Consider the following 24,773-nt stretch of genomic DNA (forward strand, 5'->3'; position numbering starts at 1 on the left):
GAACGATCGGGCCGTCGACGCGACGGGTTGTGCCCCGGCAGCATCCTCACTGCCGGGAACGGATCCGTGGAGGGATCCCGACGCCACTCTCATTCTAAGATGGCTTTAGTCTAAAAGCAACAAAAGATTGATGCTTTTAGACTCTGGCCCGCGCGCGGCTGCGGCTGCGTGCCCGGGGAACGGCAGGACCCACGACGGCGGCACCCACGGTAGCCGTCAGCTCACCGAGGCCTTCCACCACCATGCGGACCGCATCACCCTGGCCCAGGGGCGCGGGCGACAGTTCCCCGCGCCTGCCCCACAACTCGCCAAGGCAACCGCCGTTGCCGACGGTTCCGGAACCGAGGACGTCGCCAAAGACTACTTTGGAGTTCCTGGACGCGTAGGACACCAGCTCAGGGAAGGTCCAGCCCATATTGGACACGAGGTCCTCCCCCACGAGTTCCCCGTTGACGAAGACCTGGGCCAGCACGGCCAGGAATCCGTCGTCATCCAGATAGGGTTCCAGCTCATCGGCCGTCACGATCCACGGACCCAGGCTGGTCCCGAAGTCCTTCCCCTTGGCGGGACCAAGACGCACCTTCATCTCGCGCGACTGGATATCGCGGGCGGACCAGTCGTTCATGATGGTGTAGCCGAAAATTGCCTCTTCGGCTTCCCTGGCAGACAGGTTGGACCCTCCCGCCCCGCCAATGACGGCAGCGATCTCGAGCTCAAAGTCCAAGCGCTGCGTTACCGGCGGAATGACGGGCTCTCCCGGCCCCAGCACAGTGTGTGGATTGGTGAAGTAGAAGGTGGGTGCCTCGTACCATTCCGGCACCACCTCACTCTTTCCATCCACCGACGCAGAGACCCCTTCGACGTGTTCTTCGAAGGCCACGAAATCCCTGATCGCCGCCGGAACCAACGGCGCGAGTAGGCGGACAGCGCCAAGCGGGCGCCCGGCGTCGTGGTTCAACCGTCCGTACAGCTCCCGGGCGCCGGCCAAACCACGCGCCAGGACCTCGGCCACCCGCAGGCCGTTCGGAAACGGGACTGCGGCGCCATCGATGATGAAGCCCTCGCCTGTTTCTGCACCGTCCTGCCAGCGCGCGATTTTCATGCCCGGACCCGTTCGCTTAGGAGGGCCGCGGCGTTGCCGGACAGGATTTGTCCGGTCACATCGTCCGGCAGCCCGGCTGCGCGCACCTCGGCAACCGGATCCTCCGGCCCCATGTCGAACGGGAAGTCGCTACCCATGAGGACCTGGGACGGTCCCGCGACCTCCACGAGGTGACGCAGGGCCGAAGGATCGTGGACCACGGTGTCGAACCAGATCCGGCGCAGGTAGCTGGAGGGCTCCTCGGCACAGCCGTGGGCCTCCGGCCGGACCCGCCACGCGTGGTCGGAGCGGCCGATCGCGGTGGGCAAGTAGCCGCCGCCGTGGGCAGCCAGGATTTTCAGGGCGGGGTGGCGGTCCAGCACGCCGGAGAAGATCAGGTGCGAGAGCGCCACGGCATTTTCGGCGGGCTGGCCCACCGTGTTGGACAGGTAGTACCGATCCAGGCGCTCATCAAGGCTGCACCCGAAGGGGTGGAGGAACACGACGACGCCGAGTTCCTCCACGCGGCTCCAGAAGGGTTCCAGTCGCTCGTCGGACAGTTCCACGTCACCGGCGAAGGACGAAATCTCGATGCCTGCAAGGCCCCGGCCGAGGATGGCGTCGTCGACGCATTCCACGATCCGCTCGGGGTGTTGCAGTGGCACCAGGCCCAGTCCCGTCAGGCGCTCCGGTGCTTGGGCAACGTGTTCGGCCACCAGGCGGTTGGCCTCCGTGGCGGTCCAGACGGCAAGGCCCTCTTCGGCCCACGGATAGAAATGGTTCGGGGAGGCGCTGACCCACTGGTGGTCGACGCCCTGCGCGTCCATGGCAGCCAGGCGGGCACGGACATCCGTGAGCTTGGGGAACCGCTCGCCAATCATGCGGCCCGAGGCGGCCAGGCTCGCCGGACCGTTGCGTCGTGCTTCCAGTTCGGCCGCTGCCTTGAAAGCCTCCGGTGCCCGACGTTCCACCTCGGCCTGGAGGGATGGAAGCAGCACGTGGGCGTGGACATCGATGGTCATGCGGGGACCGCCATCTTCTGGGCAATGCCGAAAAGCAGACCCGGAGCATCCGCGTCCTTCTTGCCTTCGATCTGCCACTCGCCGAGCTGGACGGAGGCGTCCACCACAGCTTGGACGCGCGGAATCCGGCGCTCGTGGAAGCTGTCCCAGAGCTTCTCGCTGAGCTCGTCCGAGCCCACGAGGAGTTCGGCAAGAACCACGGCATCTTCGAGGGCCTGGGCGGCACCCTGGGCAATCGTGGGTGGGCAGCTGTGCGCGGCATCGCCGATGATCACCACCGGTCCGCGGTTCCAGCGGCCGGGTACCAGGTGCTTGGTGAACCAGGTGTAGTTGACCTTGGCTCCCTGGTTCAGGTCCTCGCGGATGGAATTCCACGGGCCGCCGTAGGCCATGGATTCGCCCAGCATGATTCCCGTTGCCTCCGCGTCAGAGACCCCGAAACGGTCCTGGGCTTTTTCCACCAGGAACGCGTACATGGTGTCCTCGCCGGTGGGCGTGTAGCCGGCAATGTACACCGGACCGCCGTAGTAGAGCTCGCTGTGTTCCACGTCCTTGGGACGCGAAACGAAGGCCCGCCAGATGCCCATGCCGGTGCTCTCCGGGGTGGTGTCGATCCCCATCAGGCTCCGGACCGAGGAGTTCACGCCGTCCGCGCCAATCAGGAGATCGTAGGTTCCTGCCGAGGCCTCGTTGACGAAGACCTCCACTTTGTTGTCCCCGGTGACGTCGAAGCCGGACACCGTGGAGCCGAAAGACACCTTCGCGCCGGCCTTCTCCGCGTGCTCCAGCAGGATCTTGGCAAGGTCGGGGCGGTACATGCCCATGCACGCGGGGTAGTCCGGGCCTCCGGTCTTGACCTCGGGAAGCTGCGCGATCACCGGAGCGTCCGGGCCCGGTGCGCGGAGGGTCAGGCCTTCGAAGGCCATGCCCTTTTCCCGTACGTCTTCCCACACGCCCAGGGCATCGAATACGCGGAGGGCATTGCCCTGCAGCGTGATGCCCGAACCGAGCGCGCTCAGTTCCGGCTTCGCTTCGAAAACCTCGACGGCGACTCCCGCCTTGGCGAGCTGGATGGCCGTCGCCATGGCAGCCACACCGCTGCCGGCTATCGCCACTTTCTGTACTGCAGTCATGATGACCCCTTGTTTGTCTCGGGTGTATTAGAGGATCGCGACGGGATTGATGGGCGAACCCACCGCACCCGTGATCGGCAACGGCGCCGCTACCAGGAGGAACTCGTAGCGACCCTTGGCCCGGCACTTGTCGGCGAGCGCGTCCAGGTCCCACAGCTCACCCACGGTGAGTCCCATGTTCGGGATGACCACTTGGTGGAGCGGTTGAAAGGCCGGTACGTCGAACTCGTTGGGACGCACTTCGAAGCCCCAGGTGTCCGTGGCGATGGCGGCGATTTCCGTGCGGTGGAGCCAGCCCGCCGTCGTCAATGAGAGCCCGGGCGCCGGGCCTCCGGCGTAATCGCCCCAGCCCTCACGCCGGGCGCGGGTGAGCTGGCCGGTGCGCACCAGGACTATGTCTCCCGGGCCTGCCGTGCTGGTGGCCCCTTGGGCTTCGATGCAGGCTTCCAGGTCCGCGGTGGTGATGGCGTAGCCGTCCGGGAGCTCGCCCGTTTCAGGGTTGAGGTAGCGGCCAAGGTCCAGCAGCACACCGCGGGACACCGGCGCAGCGGCAGCGTGTTCGATGCCGGTAACGAGGTCGCCGTCGCTGGTCACCACGTCCCCCGCACGGCGGCCGTTCCAAGCGGCACCGTGATCGAAGATGTGCCCCAAACCGTCCCATTGCGTTGAGCATTGGAGCGGCATGGTGATGACATCGTCCGCTCCGCCCAGGCCGTGCGGGAAACCTTGGGTGCCTCGTTCTGCATCCGTTCCCGTGTCCAGCATGGTGTGGACGGGGTTGGTCCGGCGGCGCCAGCCCTTTTGGGGGCCGTTCATGTCGAAGGGCTGCGAGAGCGAGATGACCTCGCCGTCCAGCACCAGGGACGCGGCCTGCTTGCGCTTGGCGGCGTCGATGAAGTTCAGGGTTCCCAGGACGTCGTCATCGCCCCAGCGTCCCCAGTTGCGGTAGGCCTTGCCGCGGCGGGCGATTTCGCCGTCGGGGTCGTTACGGTCCAGGAGGTCCGGGCTTTCCAGGTTCATGGTGGTCACGACTTTTCTGCTACGCAGCGGACCACTTGGGTACCCAGGCCCTGGATGCTGCCGGTCATCACGTCGCCGTCGCGCAGGAGCCTGCCCCAGTGGGCTCCGTTGCCGGCAGGGCTTCCGGTGAGCAGCAGGTCGCCGGGCAGCAGCGGCATGTTCTGCGATGCGGCCGAGACCAGTGCCGGGATGTCGAAGAGGAGATCATCCGTGGTGGCGTCCTGCATGACATCACCATTGAGTTCCAGCCTCACCTTGAGTTTCGCGGGGTCCACGAACGGCGCAGGTACCAGGAAGGGTCCCGTTGGAAGGAAGCCGGGGGCGTTCTTTCCGCGGTACCAGTCCGTGCCGATTTCCTTCATGTCGCGGCGGAAGACAAGGTCGCGGGTGGTGATGTCGTTGACGATCGTGTACCCGGCAACGTGGCTCATGGCGTCTTCCTTGGACACCCGGAAGGCTTCGGTTCCAATGACGACGGCGAGTTCCAGTTCCCAGTCATGCTTTTGGCTATAGGCCGGGAGCACCAAGGGCACATCGTCACCCACCACGCAGGCCGGCAGGCCAATGAAGAAGTAGGGCTCGCCGTTCGCCTGGCGGTCGTCCATCATCTTCCCGGCCCACTCGCGGGCTTCCTCCGGGGAGCGCGGGTCATCCTTGGCCAGCCCGGCCACCACCAGGTCGATGACGTGCGTGCGGTAGTTCGCGCCCGTCTGCAGGACCTGCCGTGGTTCCACGGGAGCGGTGAGCGTCACGCTGTCCAAGGGCAGCCAAGGTCCGTCTTGTGCAGCCAGGTCTTCGAGGCGGTCCCAGTCGGGCGCAGCGAGGAATGCGTTAAGGTCGGCGGCACCGAGCTCCTGCGGACCCAGTGGGCGGATCCGTTCGCCGGCAATGAGTCCCAAGCTGGCGGTCTTCCCGTCGCGGTAGCGCGCGATGGCAAATGGCGCTTCCATTTGTCCTGACGTCGTCGTCAACGTAACTCCCCTCGTGGACCATTTGCGGCCCACTTTCATTTAATGTCGGAAATCGACATAAGTAAATCAATTTGTGGTTATACAAGGCATCACCGGCATGGATACCCCTGCCGGTGATGCCTCGAGTGGTTAGCCCTGGCCTGTTTCTCTAGCCCTGGCCCTGGCGGGCGTAGGGGTTGAAGAGCGCTTCCTTGATCTCGTCCGGGACGCCTTCTTCCGTGGCGCTGGGGCCGTCGGCGGGCGGGAAGGACTCGGTCATGGACATCGGCATGGCACCGTTGCGGTACATGTTGTTCGAACCCAGGGAAGGGGTCCAGGTGTTGGGCTCCCAGTCCGGGACGTAGTTGCGGTAGCCGCCGGTGTTGAGCTCGATGCGCAGGCTTGACGGTTCGCGGTAGTAGAGGAAGTTCTGCTCGCCAATGCCGTGGATGGAGGGGCCGTATTCGATCGGGACGCCGTTCTCGATCAAGGTGTCGGCAGCGATCAGGAGTTCCTCGCGGGTGTCCACCCAGAAGGCGTAGTGGTTGATGCGGCCTGCGCGCGAGGAGCCGTCGAGCACGACGCCGAGGTCGTGGGACTTTTCGTTCGTGGTCAAGACGGAGAACACCGAGATGGGAGCCTCGTCAAGGACCGTCCTGGCCATGATCCGGAAGCCGAGGACGTCGTTATACCACTTGGCGAAGCCGTCAACGTCGGACGTCGCGATGGTGACGTGGTCCAGCTGGCGCGGGGCACCGGCAACCATGCTGCGGCGGGCCGGACGATCCGGGTAGGTGGAGAGTTCGCTGCCTTCGGCCTGGTAACGGGTGACGTCCCAGTGCAGGGTCATGCTGTGGCCCCACGGACCCGTGAAACGGTAGGCCCGCCCGATGCCATGAACGTCGATCCATTCACCGGTGACGCCTGCGGCCTCGATCCTGCGGGCCGCCTCCTCCAGCGCCTCGGCACTGGAGGTACGCCATGCCATGGTCTCCAAGGCCGGCTCGTCGCCGGGGACAACCACAACGCTGTAGCGGTAGTAATCGCCCCAGCACCGCAGGTAGACGGCGCCGTCAACGCGGTCAACAACCTTGAGCCCTACCTGCTTTACGTAGAAGTCAACGGAGGCTTCGACGTCGGGCGTGGTGATGGCCACGTAGGAGAGGTGGGAGAGAAGCTTGATCATCTTCGATCCTTTCAATAATTCGTTTGGCGACTGGTTCTGTGAAGCTGCCCACATCAAGTCTCTGGCCCGTCCGGTACATCAGGGAAGACGATATTGCCTATGCCGAAGATCAGCCTTGGTTATGCTCCGGCCGGAGTTCGGCAAGGATCTCCTGGTCCTCCAGCAGCTCGGTCAGGTCCGGCAGCGGACACGCGGCTGCAACGGCTTCGAGGGCCCGACGGAGGGCCAGCCGGGCGGGGCCCTCGTAGCGGGCAGCCGATGTGGTGGATCCGTCTGCCGAAGCCGTCGTGAGCCGGACTCCGTGCCCCGCAGCGTCCGATTCGACCACCGACCGGACCTCGCCCAGCGCCGCTACCCGCAGCATGGGAGCGGCTGCCGTCCCGGACAATCTCGTGGCCAGCACCGTCACGGGGAGGTGCCCGGAGGGCGGCGTGGCTTGAAGCAGGGCCGTTCCACCTCCGGACCGGATGCGCTCCAGTGGCCCACCTGCCAGCGTTGTTGCCCAGCGCAGGCCGTCGCGCAGGGCGGACGCCAAGCCGCCAGGGGCCGCGGCGCATTCGATGGTCACCAGCGTCGCCGGGCTGCCGGCGCGGGCGGACACGGCAGCAGCAACGTCGTCCTGCCTCGCGAACGGCCGCTCGACCGCCACTGGGATGGACAGCAGGCCCCGGAGGGTCGCCACCGCTTCCGCCGGAACCTTTTGCGGATTACCGACGACGGCGGCCACGGCACCGTTGGCTTGCGCGTCCAGCAGCGCGGTCCACCATTGCCCTTCGCCCGGGACCACAACCACCGCACCCCGGGCCGCTTCCGCTTGCCGGGCGCCCATGGGCAGTTCCGCAACCGCGGCACGGTAGCCCGCAGTCGTGGCGAAGACAGGAACGGCGGCGCTCATGGGCGGGCTCCTGCTGCTGCGGCCCCGGACATCATGGTTTCGAAAACCCGCTCGGCCAGCTCGATCGGATACAGGGCGTCAGCCAGGATGAGGTCATAGTCAACGGGGCGCGAGCCGTCCACGAGCTGCGCGAAATGCTGCCACTCCGCTTCATAGCCATCGAGCCGCGACGATGGGTGCTCGGTTACGGAACCATCGGCATGACGCGTAGTGACCGAACCGCTGCCGGCATGCACGAACGGCGGCGGGCAGTCCAGGTCAAGCCGCAGGCTCTCCGTAAAGAAGGTCATCCGCCAGAGGGAATCCGGTCCACCCGGGAGCATGGTGAGGGCAAGCTGGACGTCGATCCCGCTGGCGGTATACCCCACGGCGTAGCCGATGGGTGGGACAAACCGTGCGTACTGCACAGCCTCGATGTCCGGCGCGAAATGCCGGATTGCCGGGAGGTCGTGGATCGCAAGGCCTGTGATCAGTTGCTTCACGATGGCTGCGGCGACGGCAGGATTGTTCGTGTCCGGCCGCCCACGGGACGGAGCCTCGAACGGCCCTCCATCGAAAACCACCGCGTGGTAACGGCCATTGGGAGGCAGGGCCAGAGTGACGGCGATGGATTGCACCGGCTCGCTTTGCCGTTCAAGCAGTTGGCGAGCTCGGAGCCAACCGGGGTCATGGAGATGGTTGGTGCCCACCATCAGCGCAACTCCGGCATCGCGGCATGCGGATACGACGGCGGCAGCCGCTTCCCGGGTAGTGGCGAGCGGCTTCTCGCAGAAGATGGCCTTCTTGCCGGCACTGAGCGCGGCATGTATCTGCCGTTCGTGTTCGGCGGGCGGAGTACAGATAGCCACGACATCGACGTCGGGATCGGCAAGCAGCTCCCGATCTCCTGAAGACCACCGTGCACCTAATGGCCCGGCCAGCTGCTCCGCCCTGCCGCTGCCTCCATCGGCAACGTGTCCCACCCGGAACCCGCTCCCGAGGCGGCGCACCGTAGGAAGGTGCAGCGCTCCGACACCCGGTCCTGCGCCCAGAAATCCTATGTTCACAACATCCCTCCATGCTTTTGTCAGTATTATCCATAAGTAAATGCATTTCTGGCTATAGTTGTGGTTTTCCGCACCTTAGTGCCCTTCCTGTGGAAGAATCTGGAGGTATGACCACAGATTCGACGCTCCGGTTCGGCGCACAGACGGACGAAGTCACGAGCCTGCTCCGCATCGTCAACCTCGTCCGCACAGGCGAAGCAACCACCCGCCCCGAGATTGGCCGCGTCACGGGCCTGGGCCGCGGCGTCGTCACCCAGCGCGTTGACCAAGCGATCCAGATGGGCTTCCTGGGCGATGGCGAGTTCGGCGCCTCATCCGGCGGCCGGGCACCCCGCACGCTTCGCTTCCAGTCGGAACGGGGACGCATCATCGTCTGCGCCCTCGGCGCTCTCCACATCCGGGTCGGCTACGCCGAACTGGATGGCGACATCGTGGAGCAAAAGCACCGCGAGTGGGACATCGCCCGCGGACCCGCGGAAACACTCAAGGCAGCCATGGAACTCCTGGACGACTTGCTCAAGGACGCCGAAGAGAAGCCAGTGTGGTCAGTGGTGATCGGCGTGCCAGGACCGGTGGACTTCAGCACCGGACAGCCGGTGGCCCCGCCCATCATGCCGGGGTGGAACGGCTTCGACATCCGCACGCCGTTCGAGGAACGCTTCGACGCCCCCGCCTGGGTAGACAACGACGTCAACCTGCTGGCCTTGGGCGAACGCGCCCGGCGCAGGGACGCCTACGCGGACCTGATCTTTTGCAAGATCGGCTCCGGAATCGGGGCCGGCCTGCTCTCCCAGGGACGCATCCACCGCGGAGCCAACGGCGCCGCCGGGGACATCGGCCACGTCCGCGTGCCGGATTCGGATGCCCTGTGCCGCTGCGGCAAGGTTGGCTGCCTTGAAGCCGTCGCCGGCGGTTGGGCCCTGATCCGCGATGCAGAGTTGGCCATCAAGGAAGGCGCCACCGGACCGCTCGCCACCTCAGTAGAGAAGGGGAACCCGCTCTCCCCCGAGGCGATTGCCTTGGCAGCGGTGAACGGTGACGCCCTCGCTGTCCGATTGCTGCAGAACTCTGCGCGCGTGGTCGGAGAGTCGATCGCCGGGCTCGTGAACATGTTCAACCCCGGCATCATCGTGATCGGCGGCGCCATGGCCTCCGCCGGAGAGGTCTACCTGGCGGAGGTCCGGCAGCGCGTTTACGAGCTTTCCCTCCCCCTGGCCACGAGGGACCTGCGGATCCTCCTATCGGTAAACGACGAGCGTGAACCGCTCCGTGGCGGCGTCGAACTGGCACGGGAGCAACTCTTCGAAGCGACCTTCCCGCGCTGGTTCGCGCAGGGCAAGCCGGGACCGGTCAAGACCCTGGCGGCATCCTAGCGGTCGGACTGCTCCCACAAACCGCCCGTGTGAGCCCGCCAGGCCTGCCTGGCCCGTCAGGCCACGTCGCGGGAGACTCCGGCGGGTCTGTCGTGGGAAACCGGGAGCTTCGCTTCCAGGTGGAACGGCAACACCAGCGGCCCATCTCCGCCCGCCTGAAGATATGGGATCATCAGCTCGAAATCGACCGAGACATCATGCCCCGCGAGACCCTCCCACGGCCACGTGGCGGGAAACGCCAGCACCAGCCGGTCCTGGATGAACCACCAGCCGGGCTCGTCCGTCAGGGCAGCGGCGGGCACGGATCGTTCGCCGAGGTTGACCGTCAGTTGCCCGGCGACCGGCCGCCCGTCCAACTCCACTGCCAGCCCCGAAACGCTGGACAGTGGCATGGAACGTATCCAGGGCAGGCCAATCCGCAGCTCACATCCCTTTGGCACCACCGTCAACGCATCCTCGCGCAAAGCGTTTTGCAGCATCAGCCACTCCCTTTCCCGGGCATCTTTGCCCAACTAGTGATTTTTGCCTGATTCTGACATAAGTTTGTCAGTAACAAACTTATTTGGAAAGGCCCTCCCATGGATTCCACCCTTCCCGCCGGCTGGACGCTCGCCGCCAGCGCCTTCAACTGGACTCCGCAGGTCATCGAAGCCCGCCGAACAAGCACGGAGATCGTGACGGGCATAGCCCGGGACAACGTCGCGAAAATCGTCGAGGTGGAGCCCGGCCTGCTCTGGCGGACGTTCCCCGCCCCGCAGAACCACGAGGTTGATGCCTTCCGTGAGGCGCTCCATGCCGCAGGAGGCCGGGTCAACACGGTTGGTTGCAGCCTGGACGACTACACGACGGCGGCCGGTCGCCGCACCACCGGGCAGCGCCTTGAATTCCTGGTCCCCCAGCTCGACGCCGCCCACCGCGTGGGTGCCACCGGCGTCCGGCTCCCGATCGGTCAAGCGGGGCCTGAGCTCCTGGGCCTGATCCAGCCCGTGCTCCACGATTTGGACCTGGTGCTGTTCGAGGAGATCCAAGGGCAACAGGACCCGCTCAATCCCCAGGTACGCCCTGCCCTGGACCACATCGCGGCGCTGAACGATCCGCGGATCAGGGTGCTCGTGGACATCAGCATGCTGATGCCAGCGCTGCCGGTCAGCTACCTCGAGGAACTGGCACGCGGCGGCGTCTCACCCGTGCTGTGCAGCAGGCTGGAGACGGAGTGGAAAGATCCTGCCACCAACCAGGCCGTAGTCGCTGCGCTCCGGGCCGGGACCGTGCCGGGGCGAATCCACACCTTGTTCATGAACCTGCTGATCCGGTTTGGCCGCAGCGACGCCGCGGACCTGCGTGACATCCTGCCGCTGGTTGGCGCGTTCCACCTCAAGTTCTGGGACCTGGATGATTCGGACCGGCGGGTCTCACGGCCGATCGAGGAGCTGGGCCGGCTGTTGGCGTTTGAAGGCTTCAACGGAACCCTGACCAGCGAGTGGGGCGGTCACGAATGGCTCAGGGACGACCCCTCGGAGATGACCCGCCGGCATCTGGCGCTGGCGGAAGCATCGCTCGCTGCCGGCGCGGCGCGCGAACCTGCGCGGCAAGTCCGCTAGCCCGCGCGGGCGTCAGCCTGGCAGCACGGCGGACCAGCCGCCGTCGATCATCAGGTTGGCGCCCGTCACGTAGGAGGCCTCATCGGAGGCAAGGAACAGGGCGCACCGCGCCACCTCGTCCGGTGTGCCGATGCGCCCCAGGGGTATGTGCTGGGCGATGGCATTCATGGGATGCCCCGGCGCGAGCAGGTCGCCCTCGGTGGCGGAGGTCCGGATCATGCCGGGGCTCACGGCATTGACGCGGATTCCCAGGGGCGCGCCCTCGGCGGCCAGCTGCTTGGTCATCGCCACAACGGCACCTTTGGTGGCAGTGTGGGCGAGGCGTCCGTTGGTCACCGAACCGGTCACTCCGGCAGTGGAGCCAACAAGCACGACGGCGGAGCTCCCGGCCGCTGCCAACTGTCGCCAGAAGTGCCGCACGGGAAGGAAAACGACGTCCATCTCATGGGCGACGTTCCACTGCCAGTCTGCGAAGGAAATCTGCTCGACGGGAGCGAAGCGCGTGGCCGCGGCATTGGCGTAGAGGATGTGTATCTGGCCGTGGTCTTTCGCCACCTGCCCGGCCCAGGCGGCCACTGCGGCGTCGTCCGTGAGATCCACCCGGGTACTGCTGGCCTGGCCACCGGCCTGCCGCACCATCTCCACGGTGGCGGCAGCGCCGTCGTCGTCCATGTCACAACCCACCACGACGGCACCTTCGTCGGCGAACGCCAAAGCGGCCGCGCGGCCCTGGCCGCTGGCGATGCCGGTGATAACGGCGGTTTTGCCTTCGAGCCTGGGTCTGCGCGACCGCATCATGGCACCCCTATTTGGTACTGAACGCTGCGTCGAAAGCCGCGGCGGACGGTTCGTAGGAAGCGAGTTTCCGCACGAAGCCGAGGGCCGCCGGTGCACCCACCAGGCGGTCCATTCCGGCATCCTCCCACTCCACGGACAACGGCCCGGTGTAGTCGATCGCGTTCAGCATGCGGAAGGCGTCCTCCCACGGAACGTCCCCATGCCCCGTGGAGATGAAGTCCCAGCCGCGGCGCGGGTCTGCCCATGCCAGGTGCGAGGACAACCTGCCGTTGCGGCCGTTGCCGAGTCGCTTCTTCGTGTCCTTGCAGTGCACGTGGTAGATGCGTTCCTTGAAGTCCCACAGGAAGCCGACGGGATCAATGTCCTGCCAGACCATGTGGCTCGGGTCCCAGTTCAGGCCGAAGGCCTCCCGGTGGCCGATCGCTTCCAGCGCGCGCTGGGTGGTCCAGTAGTCATACGCGATCTCGGACGGGTGCACTTCGTGTGCGAAGCGGACACCCACCTCGTCGAAGACGTCCAGGATGGGGTTCCACCGGTCCGCGAAGTCCTGGTAACCGGCGTCGATCATCTTCTCGCTGGCCGGCGGGAACATCGCCACGTACTTCCAGATGGCCGAGCCCGTGAAACCGGTGACCGTCTTGACGCCAAGCTTCGCGGCCAGGCGGGCCGTGTTCTTCATTTCCTCGGCAGCGCGGCGGCGGACGCCTTCCGGGTCGCCGTCGCCCCAGACGACATCCGGCAGGATGTCCCGGTGGCGCTGGTCGATGGGGTCATCACAAACAGCCTGGCCTTTGAGGTGGTTGGAGATGGTCCACACTTTGAGGCCGTTCCGCTCCAGGATGTGGAGTTTTTCCTGGATGTAGGCGTCGTCGTCCCAACGCCAGGGGTCAAGGTGGTCGCCCCAGCACGCGATTTCAAGCCCGTCGTAGCCCCACTCTCCAGCGAGCCGGGCCACCTCTTCTAACGGCAGATCGGCCCACTGTCCCGTGAACAGGGTGATTGGTCGTGCCATGTTGTGTGTCCTCTTTCTATGCCTTCACCGGGACGTCCGCTGCCACGCGCGTCCACACCGATTCGTTCTCCGAGCTGCGTTCCACGGCTTCCAGGACGCGCTGCACACGGAGGCCATCGGCAAACGTGGGGTGCGGGTCCGTGTTCCGTGCGATGCCTTCCACCAAGTCCTTGACCTGGTGGGAGAAGCCGTGTTCGTAACCGAGCATGTGCCCGGCCGGCCACCACGCCGAGACATAGGGATGAACCGGTTCGGTGACCAGGATCTTGCGGAAGCCCTGGAGGTCCGCCGGTGCCGTGCGGTCGTAGAACTGGATGCTGTTGAGGTCCTCCAGGTCGAACGCCAAGGCGCCCTTGTCCCCGGAGACCTCAATGGACAGCGCATTCTTGCGGCCGGTGGCGAAGCGGGTGGCCTCGAAGGATGCCAGGGCCCCCGAAGCCAGGCGGCCCGTGAAGATGGCGATGTCGTCCACAGTCACTTGTCCGTAGCCGGCGGCGGCCTTGCCCGACAGACCAGTACCGCTGCCCTGGAGCGGGCGCTGCTTGACGATCGTGTCCAGCACACCGGAGACGCGTTCCACGTCCATGCCGGTGACGTACTCCACCAAGTCGATCGCGTGGGCTCCGATGTCCCCCAAGGCACCGGACCCCGCGTGCTCCTTTTGGAGCCGCCAAGCCAACGGCATCTCCGGGTCCACCAGCCAGTCCTGGCGGTACGAAGCGCGGACATGGGCGATCCTTCCCACCACGCCCTCGGCGATGAGCTGACGCAGGAACGTCACCGCCGGGACCCTGCGGTAGGTGAAGCCGACCATGGCCTTCACGCCCCGCGCCGCAGCCCGTTCGGCAGCGGCAGCCATTGCCTCGGCTTCGGCCACCGTATTGGCCAGCGGCTTTTCGCAAAGGACGTGCTTGCCGGCCTCCAGGGCCGCGATGGCGATCTCTGCGTGGGAGTCACCGGGGGTCACGATATCCACGATGTCGATGTCATCGCGGGCAATGACTTCCCGCCAATCCGTGGCAGATTCGGCCCACCCCCATTTGGTGGCGGCTTTGGCAACGGCAGCGGCGTCACGGCCCACGATCACAGCCATCTCGGCCCCTGCCGGAAGGTCAAAGACCCGCGGTGCCGTGCGCCAGCCCTGGGAATGGGCGGCACCCATGAACCCGTAGCCGATCATGGCCACGCGCAGGGTTTTCACGCCAGCACAACTTTGCGTTCGACGGCCACGCGGTTGCCGACGTAGTGCATGGGTGCGATCTGCATGTACAGCAGGCGGAGGGTCAGGACAACCTCGACGTCGATCTCCTCACCGGCGTCGGGTACGCGGTCAAGCGGGATGATGACGTCCGGCTTGTCCGCCACGAACCACAGCGTCTCCCACTGATCCGGGAGTTCGGCAATGCTGTAGGACTTGCCCTGCAACTCGAAACGCAAAGCGGACTTGGGGATTTCGACGCCGTTGACGGTGGCCGCAACGTCGTCGACGGCGGACAGCCACAGGCTGCGATACCACGGCAACTGCACCGAAACGGAAATGCCTTCGGGGTGCCGGCGGACGTCAGCGTCCTGGAAAAGGGAGTTGTGCGTTGCCATGATGATCCTTACTCGAAAGTCTCGACGAAAGTCTGGTGGGGAACCGGCGGCTGCGGTTCCAGGGTTTGCCTCGTGGACGGGCTGTAGGGGTGGTACTCGGCGGGAACGGGCTCATCCGCAGGCGGCATGAAGACCGGCTTGCCGTCGTCACCGAAGTACATGAGGTCCAGGGCGAAAGCGTGCTGGTTCTTCTCCGCGAAGCTGATCCAGTTCTCCTCGAAGGGTGCCCGGAGCAGTTCGTAGCAGCGGAACTTCCAGATCTTCCATTCGCCGTCCTGGCGGAGGAAGTCCACGGCATACTTGCACCAAACCCAGTGGGCCCAGACCTTCTTGCCCTGCACTTCGCCGGGCGAATACATGTAGTCCGGGCTTTCCTTGGCCACCTCCGGATCGGTCAATCCGGATTCGTTGCCGGTCATGATCCACACACCCTTGGCGGTTTCTCCGTCGGCTGCCACCTCGATCACCGGGGTGGTGGTGTAGTGCAGGATCAGCTTGCCCACGGGAGTCGGACGGCCCTGGTGGTAGCCGATCACGCTGTCGTAGTCCGTGTACTGCCCGGCGTTCGTGTACCTGGCCCTGATGCCGGGAGTGCCCGGCTTCACCCAGAGCGGGATGATCTGCTCATCCTGGAAGGCGTTGTGCAGGTACATGTAGCGGTTGAACAGGTTTTCAATGTCACCGCGGTCGTTGGCACGGCGGGCCAGGCGCTGGGCTTCCTTCAGTTCGGCCCGGAGTTGCTCGATCTCCGCCGTGACGTCCGTAGCAATGGCTGACATGCGGGTCCTCCCCTAGGCCGTTGCGACGGAATCGCTGGCGCGGGCGTCCTCGATGGCACTGCGCATCAGGGCATGCTGCTTCTTCACCAGCTCGATCGGATCGGACTCGCCCAGGTCGGCGAACGCATGGCCTTCCCATTCGCTGGACAGGAAGCCCGTGTAGCCACCCTTGACGAACTGGCGCACGATCCGTGGAATGTCCATGGCCGGCTCGTCGCCGTTCTGGTCAATGTCGTAGAACTTGGCGTGCACGTGGAACATCTGCGGCATGATGTCCAGCCACTCTTCGGGAGCCACCAGGCCGTGCATGTTGAAGGCAAGCCGGGTGAACGGCCCGAGGTTCGCGGGGTCGAAGTTGTTGGAGCGGAGGTAATCCTCGAACTCCTGGTTGCGTTCCTGCATGGGCAGGGGCTTGCGCCAGATGTCCTGCATGACCGCGAAGTGTTCCTCCGGCAGGCCCATCTGGGTCAGCGTGCGGTACAAGGTGGGCGACAGGCTGTGCATCGTGGAGCTGAAATCCGCGGTGAAGCCCAGGCGTTCACTGCCGAGTTCCTCATACATCTCGCGGATCTGCAGGATCTTGGGGTCGTTCGGGCCCTGCGGAGCGTGGATTTCGTAGCCGAGCTTCTGGTCGTACTTCTCGGCCAGGGGCAAAAGGCGGCGCAGCAATTCCTTGCCGGCGGAGCGGATCACGATCTTGTTGAAGCCCAGGGTGTTCGCCGTCTTAAGCTGGCGGGCAAAGAAGTCGAACTCCTCGTCCGGGGTCATGTCGCGTTCCTTGCGGCGGCCCATGTCCAGGTTGGTGCCTACCGCGCTGGGAGTCAGTCCGTAGCGGTCCATGCTGTCCCGCCAGAGCTTGACGAACTCGTCGTCGACGTCCGGGTAGGTGCGCAGCATCTGAGCGATGTTGAACTCGACGCCGGGTCCCAGGCCTTCATCGGCGACTGCCTTGATGAGGGTTTCCGGGGTGTAAAGACCTGCCGCGAATTCGGAGGTCAGGGAGTAAAGGGTGATGCCAAGCTCGATGCCCGAGCCCGCGATTCCGTTTGACATGGTGGTATCCGTTTCTTCTTAGCCGAGGACCGGCTGGGCGAGGTGGCTGTTGAGGATGCGGCGGGCTTCGGCGGGATCGGTGATCATGGCCGAGCCTGCGTTGGAGGCTGCAGAGCGCTGGACCGCCTGTTCCCCGCGGATGATCTCGAAGGGGTCCTGCCAGTTGTTCCAGTGCCAGCCTTCGTATTCGCTGGAGATGGCACCGGAGTAGCCGTTCTCCACGAGCTGGCGGACCAGGTCCCGCACTGGAACGGAAGGCTCTTCGCCGTGCTCGTCGATGCCAAAGAACTTGCCGTGCACGTGGCGCACGAACGGCATAATTTCCAGCCAGGTATCGATCGGGGCGGGCCCGAAGAGTCCCGTGCCGTTGATGGCGAAGTCGATGCCGAGATCCGGACGGCCATTCCGCGCTGCCAAGCCGATGAAGGCTCCGAAGCGTTCACCGTGGATCTTCTGGGTGTTGGGCGGACCTTCGGCATGGAAGCCGTTCCACAGCTCCACTACCTGCTGGAGCAGTTCCTCGGAAGCGCCCCGGCGTCGGTAGGCCTCAATGAGGGACGGCGCGAAGCCGGTGACGGTTGCGCCCCAGTCCGCGGTAAACCCGAGAAGCGGCGAATTGAGTTTCTCGTAGCGGTCGCGCAGGGCAAGGACGCGCTCGTGGGCGCCGTGCTGGTCTGCGTGGACCTCCAGGGCCAGGGTGACCCCGTACTTTTCAGCCACCGGCAACAAGCTTTCCATGGCGTCCGGAGTCAGGGAGATCTGGACGCGGGCGATCGGGAAGCCGAGCCTGGAGGCCACTTCGATCTGCGTCCGCATGTACTCCACGAGTTCGTCGTGGTTCATGAGGCGGTCCCTGCGGATTCCGGTATCCACGTTGACGGCCAGGGAGGTGGGCACCAGGTCCACTTCGGCCACGAGGTCCCGGAAGTGGCCGACGAACGAGTCGTCGATCTTGTCCGGGAACCCACGAAGGCTGGAGAAGCCGATGATTTCCAGTCCGGGGCCGAATCCTTCCGCGGCCACCTTGCGGATGAGGCCGTCCAGATCGTACTGCCGGCCGTGGAATGCGCGGGTGAAGCTGTAGAGCGTTACGCCCTGGATGGGAGTGCCGGGGCCGGTCATCACTGTCCTACCTTCATGGTCTTGGTGCAGTTCTCTTCAATGTGCAGGACCCCGTGGTCCGTAATGATGTACGGGATGTAGAGCTTCAGGTCTACGCGGACCTCGTGCTCAGCCACAGTGTCGGCCAGCGGCAGCTCCCCGGAGAGGACAGCCGAATCCAGTGGGTACCACCACTCCCCCGTCTCTTCCACGAGCTCATCGAAACTGAAGGTGCGCTCATTCATGGTCCAGCGCAGCGACTCCTTGGGCGCAGCCACACCGTCGATGGTGAGCGCGGCTTCGGCGATGCATGAGCCCGGGAGGGCCCGGTACCACGGGATCCGGACTTCGACGGCGGTCCGGTCGCCTTCTGTTGTGAGCGTTCCCTGCTCGATCATGCGGTCGGCAATCATCGGGACTCCTTGTCTTGCCCGCGGCACCAGTGCCGACGGACTTTTTCCTTATTTCGTAATTCTATTGTCTGATTCTGACATAAGTAAAGAGCTGTCCAGCTCCGACGCGATTTTTCGGGCCCCCCGCACCGCCAAAGCAACGGCCGTCAACGTGGGGTTGCACGCTGTGGGGGTCGGGATGACGCCGTTTCCTGCCACGAACAGGCCAGCCACTCCCCACACCTCACTGTCGGGTGAGCACACGCTCTCTCCGTCATCGGCGACTCCCATACGTGTGGAGCCCTGGTAGTGCAACGACGCGCCGGGCGGAAGCACAAACGGACGCTCATCAAGCGGGTGGCCCACAGCTTTGCCCAAGCGAACGATCTCGGCCTTGGCCCGTTCAATGACCTCGTGGTCCTTGGCCGTCAGCTTGTAATGGATGCGCATGGCCGGCAGGCCGTAGGCATCGCGGACGTCCTCGTCGAACGTAACGCGGTCCTCGCGCTGCTGGTCCTTAGCGCAGAACAGGCCCAACCCCACGATCGATCCCGGCACCACCGGATCATCGTCCGCGAGTGGTACGGGGGAAGCGTCCAATTGCATGATCTGGCCGTGGAACGGGACGTCATCGGTGTACGGAACCCAGGCGACGCCGCTTTGCTGGGCCAACGCCCCGCCAGCCCGCGGCTCCACGGGCTTAGGAGCCGTGACACCTTCGAGCCTGCTGGCGAAAACCACCTGCGGCTGGTCGTTGAGGTAGCGGCCCAAGGCCTCGGGTCGGATGCCCGAGGCCCAGAGCAGCTGCGGTGTCCGCAGCGCGTCCGCGGCTACCACCACAAAGCGGGCGGCGACACGATGACTCCGCCCGGTCCGGCGGTCCTGGACCTCGACGCCGGTGGCCGTGCCGCCGTCGTACGCCACCTTGGTGACCAGGGACTCGTCGAAGAGTTCGAAGCGCGGATTCTGCCGGGTCGCCTCCCCCATGACGACGTCGGCTCCCGACCACAGGAGGCGGCCGTCCGGCTCGCGATGGACAGCGAGCGGCATGGGCTGGACCCGCAAGGCGGCTTCGCGGCCTTCGTCCACGGCGGCCGAGAGGCGGTCATGGACGATGTCGGAGAAGGGGGCGCCGTCGAACGCGTGCGTCGTCACGCCGAGGAGGCGCTCCGCGTCGGTCAACAGCGCATCCATGTCCGGCACGAAATCGATGCGCTCCTTGCCGGAGGGGCGTGGGCACGCAGCCGTCCAGTGTGCGCCCATGCCGCCGACGTTGCTGGACATCGCAGCCACCGGCAGGCCATCCTCGCCCGGGAAGGCGTAGCCCTCGCCCAGCAAATACGTGCCGGGCCGCGCCCTGCGTTCGCCGCTCTTGACGGCACCTGGCGAGTTGACCGTGGCGGCTCCTGCGCCCGGGCCCTCGGAAGCGCGCTGGGCCAAGGTCCGGCGTTCCTCGTCCGCGATGTTCTTTACGTGCGCGCCCGGCGGATTGCTGACCGTGGGGCCCACCTCGAACATGGCGATGGTGGCGCCGGGCGCTTCTTCGCTAAGGATCCGCGCGTAGGCCGACGCCGTGGGGCCACTGCCCACGATGGCGACGTCCACCGAGGACGGATAGGACCGCTCACTCACCGGGAGGCCACCAGTTCCTGGATGCGCCGCACCGACTTGGCAGACTCGATGGTCGGGTAGTATTCGAGGCCCACGGGGCCGGTGTAACCGCTGGCCTTCAGGTCATTGAGGCGCGCCGCCCAATCGATGGAGCCCGAGCCCGGCTCGCCGCGGCCGGGTGCGTCGGCGATCTGGACGTACTTGACCAGGCTGCCGGCATTGGCCAGTTCCGCCGCGACGTCTTCGCCCTCCACGGTTGAGTGGTAGAGGTCGTACAGGATGCCGAAATCAGGCGAATCGACGCCACGGGCAATGTAGACGGCTTCGGAGGTGCGGTCCAGCAAGGCACCGGGGTGGTCGACACGGATGTTGACCGGTTCCAGGACCAGGGTGATTCCGGAGCCGTGGATGTGGTTGATGCCCTTGGTGAAGATCTCGATGAGTTCGTCCAGCTGGTCCTGGCGTTTGCGGCCGCCGAAGCCCGTGCCGCTGCCCACCACGATGCGCGGGCAACCCAGTTCCTGGGCCACCTTCACCCCGGCGTCGAGCCCCTCATAGAAGGGTTCGTGGTTCTTGGGCGGAATCATGAACTGCATGCGGGGTTCGGCGAGTTGGGCCGTGAGCTGGACGCCCGTCTCCTCAAGGGCTGCCTTCAGTGCCGGGATGTCCTTGCCCGTTGGTCCCCACATTTCGACGGCGTCAAAACCGGCGGCCGCTGCGGCCCGGACACGATCGGCGGCACTTTCGCCGGCTTCAGAGAACAAAAGGTCGATATTCGGCGCAAGTTGGAACATGGCTGTCTCCTGGAAAGTCGATGGGTTTGTTGAATGAGCTGGGTCTAGCCCTTGAGGCCGCCGGAGAAGCCTTGGATGAAGCGCTTCTGGGCGAAGAGGAACAGGGCGAGAATCGGAATCATGGACACGATCACGATCGCGAAGATGGAGTTCCACTGGGAGACCAGGGAACCGATGAAGTAGTACATGGCCACGGGAAGCGTCTGGTTGCTGGAGCCGCCCAGGAAGATGAGCGACGTGAAGAAGTCGTTCCACACGATCAGGCCGGCAAAGATCGTCACCGTTCCCGTGGCCGGGGCCATCATGGGGAAGACCACCTTGGAGAAGATCTGGGTCTTAGTGGCGCCGTCAATGGTGGCCGCTTCCTCGAAGTCCGTTCCCAGCCCGCGGAAGAAGTTGGAGTACAGGAAGATCGAGAGCGGCAGCAGCATCCCGGTGTAGAGGACGATCAAGCCCCAAGCCGAGCCGGTCAGGCCAAGCGTACGCGCACCCATGTACAGCGGAACCGCACCCAATTGTCCCGGCAGGATGATGGCAACGAGGAAAAGGTAGTAGGCCAGCTTGCTCCAGCGGCGGGTGTGCCGCGAGATCACGTAGCCCGTGATGGAGCCCAGCGCAATGAGGCCCACGATGCTGCCGGCCGTGATGATCAGGCTGTTCACCAGGCCAAGCACCACATTGGAGTTGCCGGTGGCGGTCAGGACCGCCGTGAAGTTGCTGAAGTCAGGGTTCGACGGCGGTGCCAGCGGCGACGTCGTGTAGATCTCGCTGCTGGACTTCAGGGCCGTGGTGACCAGGAAGTAGAAGGGAGAAAGGAAGAGGAGAGCCAGCGCCCACAGTCCGACTTCGCGGAGAAGGGTGAGTTTCGTATAACGGAACATGGTCAGTCCTCGGGGTTCGAACGGGTCAGCCGCTGCTGGATGACGGCGAAGAACAGGATGATGACGGCCAGCACCAGGGCCAAGGCAGCGCCGCCGCCGAAGTTCCCCAGGGCAAAGGCCTGCTTATAGACCTGGGTGGCCAGGGTTTCGGTAGCGCCTGCCGGGCCACCACCGGTGAGGGCCATGATGGGGTCGAAGACCCGGAGGCCCTGGACGATTCCCAGCGTGGTGGCGATGGCGACGGCCGGGCGGATCGCCGGAAGCGTGACATTCCAGAAGCGCTGCCACAGGTTGGCTCCGTCGATTGCTGCGGCTTCCTCGATTTCCACGGGAACGCTGGCCAGGCCTGCCATGAAGATCACCATTGCGAATCCCGTGCTGCCCCAGACCAGCACAACCAGGACTGTCCAGATGGCCCACTGCGGGTCGGCGAGCCACGGCTTGGCAAGGTCTTCGGCTCCGATGGACCGGAGGAACACGTTGATGGGGCCATCGAAGTCGAAGATGTACTTCCAGATGTACGCGGTTGCCAGCGGGCTCAGCACCACGGGCATGAAGAACAGGGTCCGCAGGATGTAGCGGGTCTTCAGCACGCGGTTCAGGCCCAGAGCGATGAACAGGCCTGCAACGTTGCCGATGAACACCGAGGAGAAGGCCAGGAACAACGTGTTCATCAGGGCCCCGAGCTTGGTGGGGTCCTTGAAGATTGCCTCGAAGTTGGCCAGTCCCACTACCTTGAAGGCACCTATGCCGGTCCAGTTGGTGAAGGCGAAGAACCCACCGATGCCGGTTGCCACGTAGTGGATGGCGATCACCAGGGCAATGCCCGGCAGGGCCCACCACCAGTGTCCGAATTGCAGGGACCCGCCCCGGGAACGGACCTTTCGGACCGTTCCCGGAGTGCGCCTGCCTCGCCGGGAAGCGTCAGCTGCTTCGGTCTTGGATTGCATCGTCGCAGTCATGGTAATCCTTGCTTATCCCTTGGAGTAGAGCGAACGGTGGTGGTGGGAAGCCGGCTCAGCCCCAGGCCGAATCCATGGCCTGAAGGACCTGGTCAACGGACTTCTGGCCGGTCAACAATCCCTGGACTCCCGTGGCGAGGGCATCGTAAACGGCGGAGTTGGGCCACTGGCTGTTCGGAAGCGGACCGTACTTGCCATCCTTGATGAGGTCCCCGACGTTCTTGTAGGCGCCGGAAGCGTAGTCATAGCTGTCCAGTCCGCTGACCGGGAGGGCGCCGTCGATCTCGGCGAATGCCTTGGTCTGCTCAGGCTCAGCGGCCCAGTCGAGGAACGCCTTTGCAGCGTCCTTGTTCTTGGACGCAGCGTTGATGGAGAAGGAGTAGTTGGCGCTGGCGTAGACGAAGCCCTTGTCTCCGCTTTGCTCAGAAGGAAGGGCACGGACTGCGAAGTCGGAATCGGCAGCGGCGGTCTTGAGCTGCTTCCATGACGGCGCCGGGATGAAGCCGGCCATGGACGTGCCGCTGGCGAGGCCCTTGGTGATGGCATCGAAGCCCGCACCTGCGGCGCCCTTCTGGAAGCAACCGGCGTCGTTCAGCTTCTTGACTGCTTCGAGGGAGTCTTTCCAGCCCTGGGAGTCAGCGAACTTGGTCTGGTTGCCGGCACGCTTCTCGTTCCACTTAGGGTCTTCGGCGTACACACGGGAGGCGGCCAGGGACATCGCCATGAGGCCCGTGTTGGGCGCGGCGGAGCCGGCCAAGGCGAAGAATGACTTGTTCGCGGAGCCGAGGGTGGAGCACTGCTTCTCAAGACCAGCGAAGTCGGCCGGGAAATCGGAGACACCGGAAGCCTTCGCTGCGGTTTCGTTGACCACCAGGCCAACCACGGTCATCTCGGCAGCCTGGCCGTACACCTTGCCGTCCTTGCCGAACAGTGCCTCACTGCCCACCGGGACCAGGTTCTTCGCGGAGTCGTCCAGGGGTTCGAGGAAGTTGGCCTCGACCAGCGGGAGAATGCTTCGGCCGGTTCCGGAACCCGGCGAGGTGACGATGACGTCGGAAGCGTTGCCGGCCTGCAACTGCGTGCGGACCGTCTGGTCGTACGAATCGTTGGGCTGAGCGTTGAACGTGATCTTCACATCGGGGTGGGCGGCCATGTATTGCTCGCCCAACTTCTGGAAGGGGCTTTCGATGGTGTTGGAGGTGGCGAACGTCAGGGAGAATTCCTTGGAGCCACCGTTGCTGCCGGCGTTGGTCGCGCCCGAGCAGCCTGTCAGTGCGAGTGCAGCAGCGGTTGGGATAACGAGGACGCTGAACTTCAGTCCCCGGAAGCGGTGCTGTGTCATGGTCAGCCTTTCTGACTTCTTTGTCTGGCGGGGTACCGTGACCCCGGTCACTCACCAGTATGCATGGCATCTGCCAGAAAGACACATAAGTATTTCGGATACCGCACATAAGTCCCGCTGCTCGTGGATAAACTGGTTCAGTACGCCCCGTTTCCCACCAAATTCCCTAGCTGAAGGATGCCCGTTGTGACGGACCACGCCCTGCTTTCCCGGCTTGATCTCAACCTGCTCACGTCCTTGGACGCGCTGATCACGGAGCGAAGCGTCACGCGGGCGGCCGAGCGCCTCCACTTGAGCCAACCGGCCCTGAGCGCATCGCTTGCCCGCCTGCGCAACCACTTCGGCGATCCCATCCTCGCGCGGCGGGGCAACACTTACGAGCTCACCCCATTCGCGTTGCGTTTGGCCGAGCACACCACGCTGGCCCTGGATGCCGCGCGACGGGTGTTCGAGAGCCAGGCCAGCTGGGAGCCCAACGAATCGGCCCGCGAGTTCTCCATTTACGGCTCGGACTACGGCTTCACTACGGTGGGCCGGGTCGTCTCGGAATTGGCAGCCGAGCGCGCTCCCGGCGTCCGGTTCCGCTTCATGCTGCACAATCCCGTGGTGGTGGAAGACGCTGCCAACCGCCTCAGGGCAGCTGACGGAATGGTCATTCCGCACGGCATCCTGACAGGACTCCCTTTCGTGGACCTCTGGCGGGACGATTGGCTCGCCGTCGTATCGGAAACCAATACGGACGTCCGCGAGGCCGTCTCCATGGACAACATCGCCCAGCTGCCGTGGGTGATGACGTACCAGTCGCGATCGGCGTTCACCTCAGCCGAACGGCAGATCCAGCAGCTGGGGATCGAACCCCGCGTGGAAGTGGTGGTGGAGAGCTTCCAGGCGCTGCCCCACTTTGTGGCGGGAACCAACAGGATCGGGCTGATCCAGGCGGCACTGGCACCGATCGCGCGGCGGCTTGGCGGCGTTCGCGTCCTGCCCTTGCCCTTCCCGGCTACGCCTCTGGTCAACGCGCTGTGGTGGCACCCGGTGCACAACGCCGATTCGGAGCACATCTGGATGCGCGGACTCTTCGAGGAGGCAGCCGCCGTCGTGGCCTCGGGGACAGAGGTTGGAGACTGAGACCAGCAAGTAGGGCC

Annotated in this window: 25 protein-coding genes; 3 read left to right on the forward strand and 22 right to left on the reverse strand. The window is 65.1% G+C overall.

What is annotated here, in order from left to right:
• Positions 1-136 precede the first annotated feature (136 nt).
• The 8 genes from ACFVSJ_RS04290 to ACFVSJ_RS04325 form a co-directional block, all read right to left on the reverse strand.
• Positions 137-1,102, reverse strand: coding sequence for a fumarylacetoacetate hydrolase family protein (locus ACFVSJ_RS04290; protein ID WP_387434707.1), 966 nt, complete (start codon positions 1,100-1,102; stop codon positions 137-139).
• Entirely contained in the window at positions 1,099-2,103 is a 1,005-nt protein-coding gene (locus ACFVSJ_RS04295; RefSeq protein ID WP_387434708.1) for an amidohydrolase family protein, read from the reverse strand. The genes ACFVSJ_RS04290 and ACFVSJ_RS04295 overlap by 4 nt, the downstream gene beginning before the upstream one ends.
• Positions 2,100-3,236: an FAD-dependent monooxygenase gene (locus ACFVSJ_RS04300; RefSeq protein ID WP_387434709.1), complete on the reverse strand. Its 1,137-nt coding sequence runs from the start codon at positions 3,234-3,236 to the stop codon at positions 2,100-2,102. Before ACFVSJ_RS04300 ends, ACFVSJ_RS04295 begins: the two co-directional genes overlap by 4 nt.
• 27 nt (positions 3,237-3,263) lie before the next feature.
• Positions 3,264-4,256 carry a cyclase family protein gene (locus ACFVSJ_RS04305; protein ID WP_387434793.1) on the reverse strand — a complete coding sequence of 331 codons (993 nt, stop codon included), beginning with the start codon at positions 4,254-4,256 and terminating at the stop codon, positions 3,264-3,266.
• 5 nt (positions 4,257-4,261) lie between these two features.
• Positions 4,262-5,206: a fumarylacetoacetate hydrolase family protein gene (locus tag ACFVSJ_RS04310; RefSeq protein ID WP_387434711.1), complete on the reverse strand. Its 945-nt coding sequence runs from the start codon at positions 5,204-5,206 to the stop codon at positions 4,262-4,264.
• Positions 5,207-5,375: 169 nt separating this feature from the next.
• Positions 5,376-6,392 carry a VOC family protein gene (locus ACFVSJ_RS04315; protein WP_387434712.1) on the reverse strand — a complete coding sequence of 339 codons (1,017 nt, stop codon included), beginning with the start codon at positions 6,390-6,392 and terminating at the stop codon, positions 5,376-5,378.
• A gap of 109 nt (positions 6,393-6,501) precedes the next feature.
• A complete protein-coding gene (locus ACFVSJ_RS04320) occupies positions 6,502-7,287 on the reverse strand; it encodes a hypothetical protein (RefSeq protein ID WP_387434713.1) in 786 nt (261 codons plus the stop codon).
• On the reverse strand, positions 7,284-8,333 hold the full coding sequence (locus ACFVSJ_RS04325; RefSeq protein WP_387434714.1) for a Gfo/Idh/MocA family protein: 1,050 nt from the start codon (positions 8,331-8,333) through the stop codon (positions 7,284-7,286). The genes ACFVSJ_RS04320 and ACFVSJ_RS04325 overlap by 4 nt, the downstream gene beginning before the upstream one ends.
• Positions 8,334-8,440: 107 nt before the next feature.
• Here ACFVSJ_RS04325 and ACFVSJ_RS04330 point away from each other — a divergent pair, with 107 nt between their 5' ends.
• Positions 8,441-9,706: an ROK family protein gene (locus ACFVSJ_RS04330; protein WP_387434716.1), complete on the forward strand. Its 1,266-nt coding sequence runs from the start codon at positions 8,441-8,443 to the stop codon at positions 9,704-9,706.
• Between the two features lie 56 nt (positions 9,707-9,762).
• Here the strand turns inward: ACFVSJ_RS04330 and ACFVSJ_RS04335 are convergent, their stop codons facing one another.
• Entirely contained in the window at positions 9,763-10,185 is a 423-nt protein-coding gene (locus tag ACFVSJ_RS04335; protein WP_387434717.1) for a hypothetical protein, read from the reverse strand.
• Between the two features lie 99 nt (positions 10,186-10,284).
• On the opposite strand from ACFVSJ_RS04335, the gene ACFVSJ_RS04340 reads away from it, so the two are divergent.
• Complete coding sequence (locus tag ACFVSJ_RS04340) at positions 10,285-11,307, forward strand: restriction endonuclease subunit R (protein WP_387434719.1); 1,023 nt, start codon at positions 10,285-10,287, stop codon at positions 11,305-11,307.
• Between the two features lie 12 nt (positions 11,308-11,319).
• Here ACFVSJ_RS04340 and ACFVSJ_RS04345 read toward each other — a convergent pair whose 3' ends face one another.
• From ACFVSJ_RS04345 to ACFVSJ_RS04405, 13 genes are read right to left on the reverse strand one after another with little or no spacing between them, the layout of a single operon-like run.
• Entirely contained in the window at positions 11,320-12,102 is a 783-nt protein-coding gene (locus ACFVSJ_RS04345) for an SDR family NAD(P)-dependent oxidoreductase (RefSeq protein WP_387434721.1), read from the reverse strand.
• A 10-nt stretch (positions 12,103-12,112) separates the two neighbouring features.
• A complete protein-coding gene (locus tag ACFVSJ_RS04350) occupies positions 12,113-13,117 on the reverse strand; it encodes a sugar phosphate isomerase/epimerase family protein (RefSeq protein ID WP_387434723.1) in 1,005 nt (334 codons plus the stop codon).
• Positions 13,118-13,133: 16 nt separating this feature from the next.
• Positions 13,134-14,297 (reverse strand): Gfo/Idh/MocA family protein, encoded by a 1,164-nt coding sequence (locus tag ACFVSJ_RS04355; protein WP_387434794.1) that lies wholly within the window; start codon positions 14,295-14,297, stop codon positions 13,134-13,136.
• Positions 14,298-14,314: 17 nt separating this feature from the next.
• Positions 14,315-14,713 carry a DUF6379 domain-containing protein gene (locus ACFVSJ_RS04360; protein WP_387434725.1) on the reverse strand — a complete coding sequence of 133 codons (399 nt, stop codon included), beginning with the start codon at positions 14,711-14,713 and terminating at the stop codon, positions 14,315-14,317.
• Positions 14,714-14,721: 8 nt separating this feature from the next.
• A complete protein-coding gene (locus tag ACFVSJ_RS04365) occupies positions 14,722-15,492 on the reverse strand; it encodes a nuclear transport factor 2 family protein (RefSeq protein WP_387434727.1) in 771 nt (256 codons plus the stop codon).
• Between the two features lie 12 nt (positions 15,493-15,504).
• Complete coding sequence (locus ACFVSJ_RS04370; RefSeq protein ID WP_387434728.1) at positions 15,505-16,545, reverse strand: sugar phosphate isomerase/epimerase family protein; 1,041 nt, start codon at positions 16,543-16,545, stop codon at positions 15,505-15,507.
• 18 nt (positions 16,546-16,563) lie between these two features.
• Positions 16,564-17,667, reverse strand: coding sequence for a sugar phosphate isomerase/epimerase family protein (locus tag ACFVSJ_RS04375; RefSeq protein WP_387434729.1), 1,104 nt, complete (start codon positions 17,665-17,667; stop codon positions 16,564-16,566).
• Positions 17,667-18,059 (reverse strand): DUF6379 domain-containing protein, encoded by a 393-nt coding sequence (locus ACFVSJ_RS04380; protein WP_387434730.1) that lies wholly within the window; start codon positions 18,057-18,059, stop codon positions 17,667-17,669. The genes ACFVSJ_RS04375 and ACFVSJ_RS04380 overlap by 1 nt, the downstream gene beginning before the upstream one ends.
• 48 nt (positions 18,060-18,107) lie before the next feature.
• Entirely contained in the window at positions 18,108-19,670 is a 1,563-nt protein-coding gene (locus ACFVSJ_RS04385) for a GMC oxidoreductase (protein ID WP_387434732.1), read from the reverse strand.
• Complete coding sequence (locus ACFVSJ_RS04390) at positions 19,667-20,443, reverse strand: TIM barrel protein (protein ID WP_387434734.1); 777 nt, start codon at positions 20,441-20,443, stop codon at positions 19,667-19,669. Before ACFVSJ_RS04390 ends, ACFVSJ_RS04385 begins: the two co-directional genes overlap by 4 nt.
• A gap of 44 nt (positions 20,444-20,487) precedes the next feature.
• Positions 20,488-21,324, reverse strand: a complete 837-nt coding sequence (locus tag ACFVSJ_RS04395; RefSeq protein ID WP_387434736.1) for a carbohydrate ABC transporter permease — start codon at positions 21,322-21,324, stop codon at positions 20,488-20,490.
• 2 nt (positions 21,325-21,326) lie between these two features.
• Positions 21,327-22,286: a carbohydrate ABC transporter permease gene (locus tag ACFVSJ_RS04400; RefSeq protein ID WP_387434738.1), complete on the reverse strand. Its 960-nt coding sequence runs from the start codon at positions 22,284-22,286 to the stop codon at positions 21,327-21,329.
• A gap of 55 nt (positions 22,287-22,341) precedes the next feature.
• Positions 22,342-23,628 (reverse strand): ABC transporter substrate-binding protein, encoded by a 1,287-nt coding sequence (locus ACFVSJ_RS04405; protein WP_387434739.1) that lies wholly within the window; start codon positions 23,626-23,628, stop codon positions 22,342-22,344.
• Between the two features lie 186 nt (positions 23,629-23,814).
• On the opposite strand from ACFVSJ_RS04405, the gene ACFVSJ_RS04410 reads away from it, so the two are divergent.
• Positions 23,815-24,756, forward strand: a complete 942-nt coding sequence (locus ACFVSJ_RS04410; protein WP_387434740.1) for a LysR family transcriptional regulator — start codon at positions 23,815-23,817, stop codon at positions 24,754-24,756.
• Positions 24,757-24,773 lie beyond the last annotated feature (17 nt).

The organism is Paenarthrobacter sp. NPDC058040, from assembly GCF_042885775.1.
In the GTDB taxonomy this organism is placed as follows: Bacteria; Actinomycetota; Actinomycetes; order Actinomycetales; family Micrococcaceae; genus Arthrobacter.

What these genes read in the sequence shown, in the direction of transcription:
- ACFVSJ_RS04290 (WP_387434707.1), bottom strand. Translation starts at nt 1,102, where the DNA reads ATGAAAATCGCGCGCTGGCAGGACGGTGCAGAAACAGGCGAGGGCTTC.
- ACFVSJ_RS04295 (WP_387434708.1), bottom strand. Translation starts at nt 2,103, where the DNA reads ATGACCATCGATGTCCACGCCCACGTGCTGCTTCCATCCCTCCAGGCC.
- ACFVSJ_RS04300 (WP_387434709.1), bottom strand. Translation starts at nt 3,236, where the DNA reads ATGACTGCAGTACAGAAAGTGGCGATAGCCGGCAGCGGTGTGGCTGCC.
- ACFVSJ_RS04305 (WP_387434793.1), bottom strand. Translation starts at nt 4,256, where the DNA reads ATGAACCTGGAAAGCCCGGACCTCCTGGACCGTAACGACCCCGACGGC.
- ACFVSJ_RS04310 (WP_387434711.1), bottom strand. Translation starts at nt 5,206, where the DNA reads ATGGAAGCGCCATTTGCCATCGCGCGCTACCGCGACGGGAAGACCGCC.
- ACFVSJ_RS04315 (WP_387434712.1), bottom strand. Translation starts at nt 6,392, where the DNA reads ATGATCAAGCTTCTCTCCCACCTCTCCTACGTGGCCATCACCACGCCC.
- ACFVSJ_RS04320 (WP_387434713.1), bottom strand. Translation starts at nt 7,287, where the DNA reads ATGAGCGCCGCCGTTCCTGTCTTCGCCACGACTGCGGGCTACCGTGCC.
- ACFVSJ_RS04330 (WP_387434716.1), top strand. Translation starts at nt 8,441, where the DNA reads ATGACCACAGATTCGACGCTCCGGTTCGGCGCACAGACGGACGAAGTC.
- ACFVSJ_RS04335 (WP_387434717.1), bottom strand. Translation starts at nt 10,185, where the DNA reads ATGCTGCAAAACGCTTTGCGCGAGGATGCGTTGACGGTGGTGCCAAAG.
- ACFVSJ_RS04340 (WP_387434719.1), top strand. Translation starts at nt 10,285, where the DNA reads ATGGATTCCACCCTTCCCGCCGGCTGGACGCTCGCCGCCAGCGCCTTC.
- ACFVSJ_RS04345 (WP_387434721.1), bottom strand. Translation starts at nt 12,102, where the DNA reads ATGCGGTCGCGCAGACCCAGGCTCGAAGGCAAAACCGCCGTTATCACC.
- ACFVSJ_RS04350 (WP_387434723.1), bottom strand. Translation starts at nt 13,117, where the DNA reads ATGGCACGACCAATCACCCTGTTCACGGGACAGTGGGCCGATCTGCCG.
- ACFVSJ_RS04355 (WP_387434794.1), bottom strand. Translation starts at nt 14,297, where the DNA reads ATGATCGGCTACGGGTTCATGGGTGCCGCCCATTCCCAGGGCTGGCGC.
- ACFVSJ_RS04360 (WP_387434725.1), bottom strand. Translation starts at nt 14,713, where the DNA reads ATGGCAACGCACAACTCCCTTTTCCAGGACGCTGACGTCCGCCGGCAC.
- ACFVSJ_RS04365 (WP_387434727.1), bottom strand. Translation starts at nt 15,492, where the DNA reads ATGTCAGCCATTGCTACGGACGTCACGGCGGAGATCGAGCAACTCCGG.
- ACFVSJ_RS04370 (WP_387434728.1), bottom strand. Translation starts at nt 16,545, where the DNA reads ATGTCAAACGGAATCGCGGGCTCGGGCATCGAGCTTGGCATCACCCTT.
- ACFVSJ_RS04375 (WP_387434729.1), bottom strand. Translation starts at nt 17,667, where the DNA reads ATGACCGGCCCCGGCACTCCCATCCAGGGCGTAACGCTCTACAGCTTC.
- ACFVSJ_RS04380 (WP_387434730.1), bottom strand. Translation starts at nt 18,059, where the DNA reads ATGATTGCCGACCGCATGATCGAGCAGGGAACGCTCACAACAGAAGGC.
- ACFVSJ_RS04390 (WP_387434734.1), bottom strand. Translation starts at nt 20,443, where the DNA reads ATGTTCCAACTTGCGCCGAATATCGACCTTTTGTTCTCTGAAGCCGGC.
- ACFVSJ_RS04395 (WP_387434736.1), bottom strand. Translation starts at nt 21,324, where the DNA reads ATGTTCCGTTATACGAAACTCACCCTTCTCCGCGAAGTCGGACTGTGG.
- ACFVSJ_RS04400 (WP_387434738.1), bottom strand. Translation starts at nt 22,286, where the DNA reads ATGACTGCGACGATGCAATCCAAGACCGAAGCAGCTGACGCTTCCCGG.
- ACFVSJ_RS04405 (WP_387434739.1), bottom strand. Translation starts at nt 23,628, where the DNA reads ATGACACAGCACCGCTTCCGGGGACTGAAGTTCAGCGTCCTCGTTATC.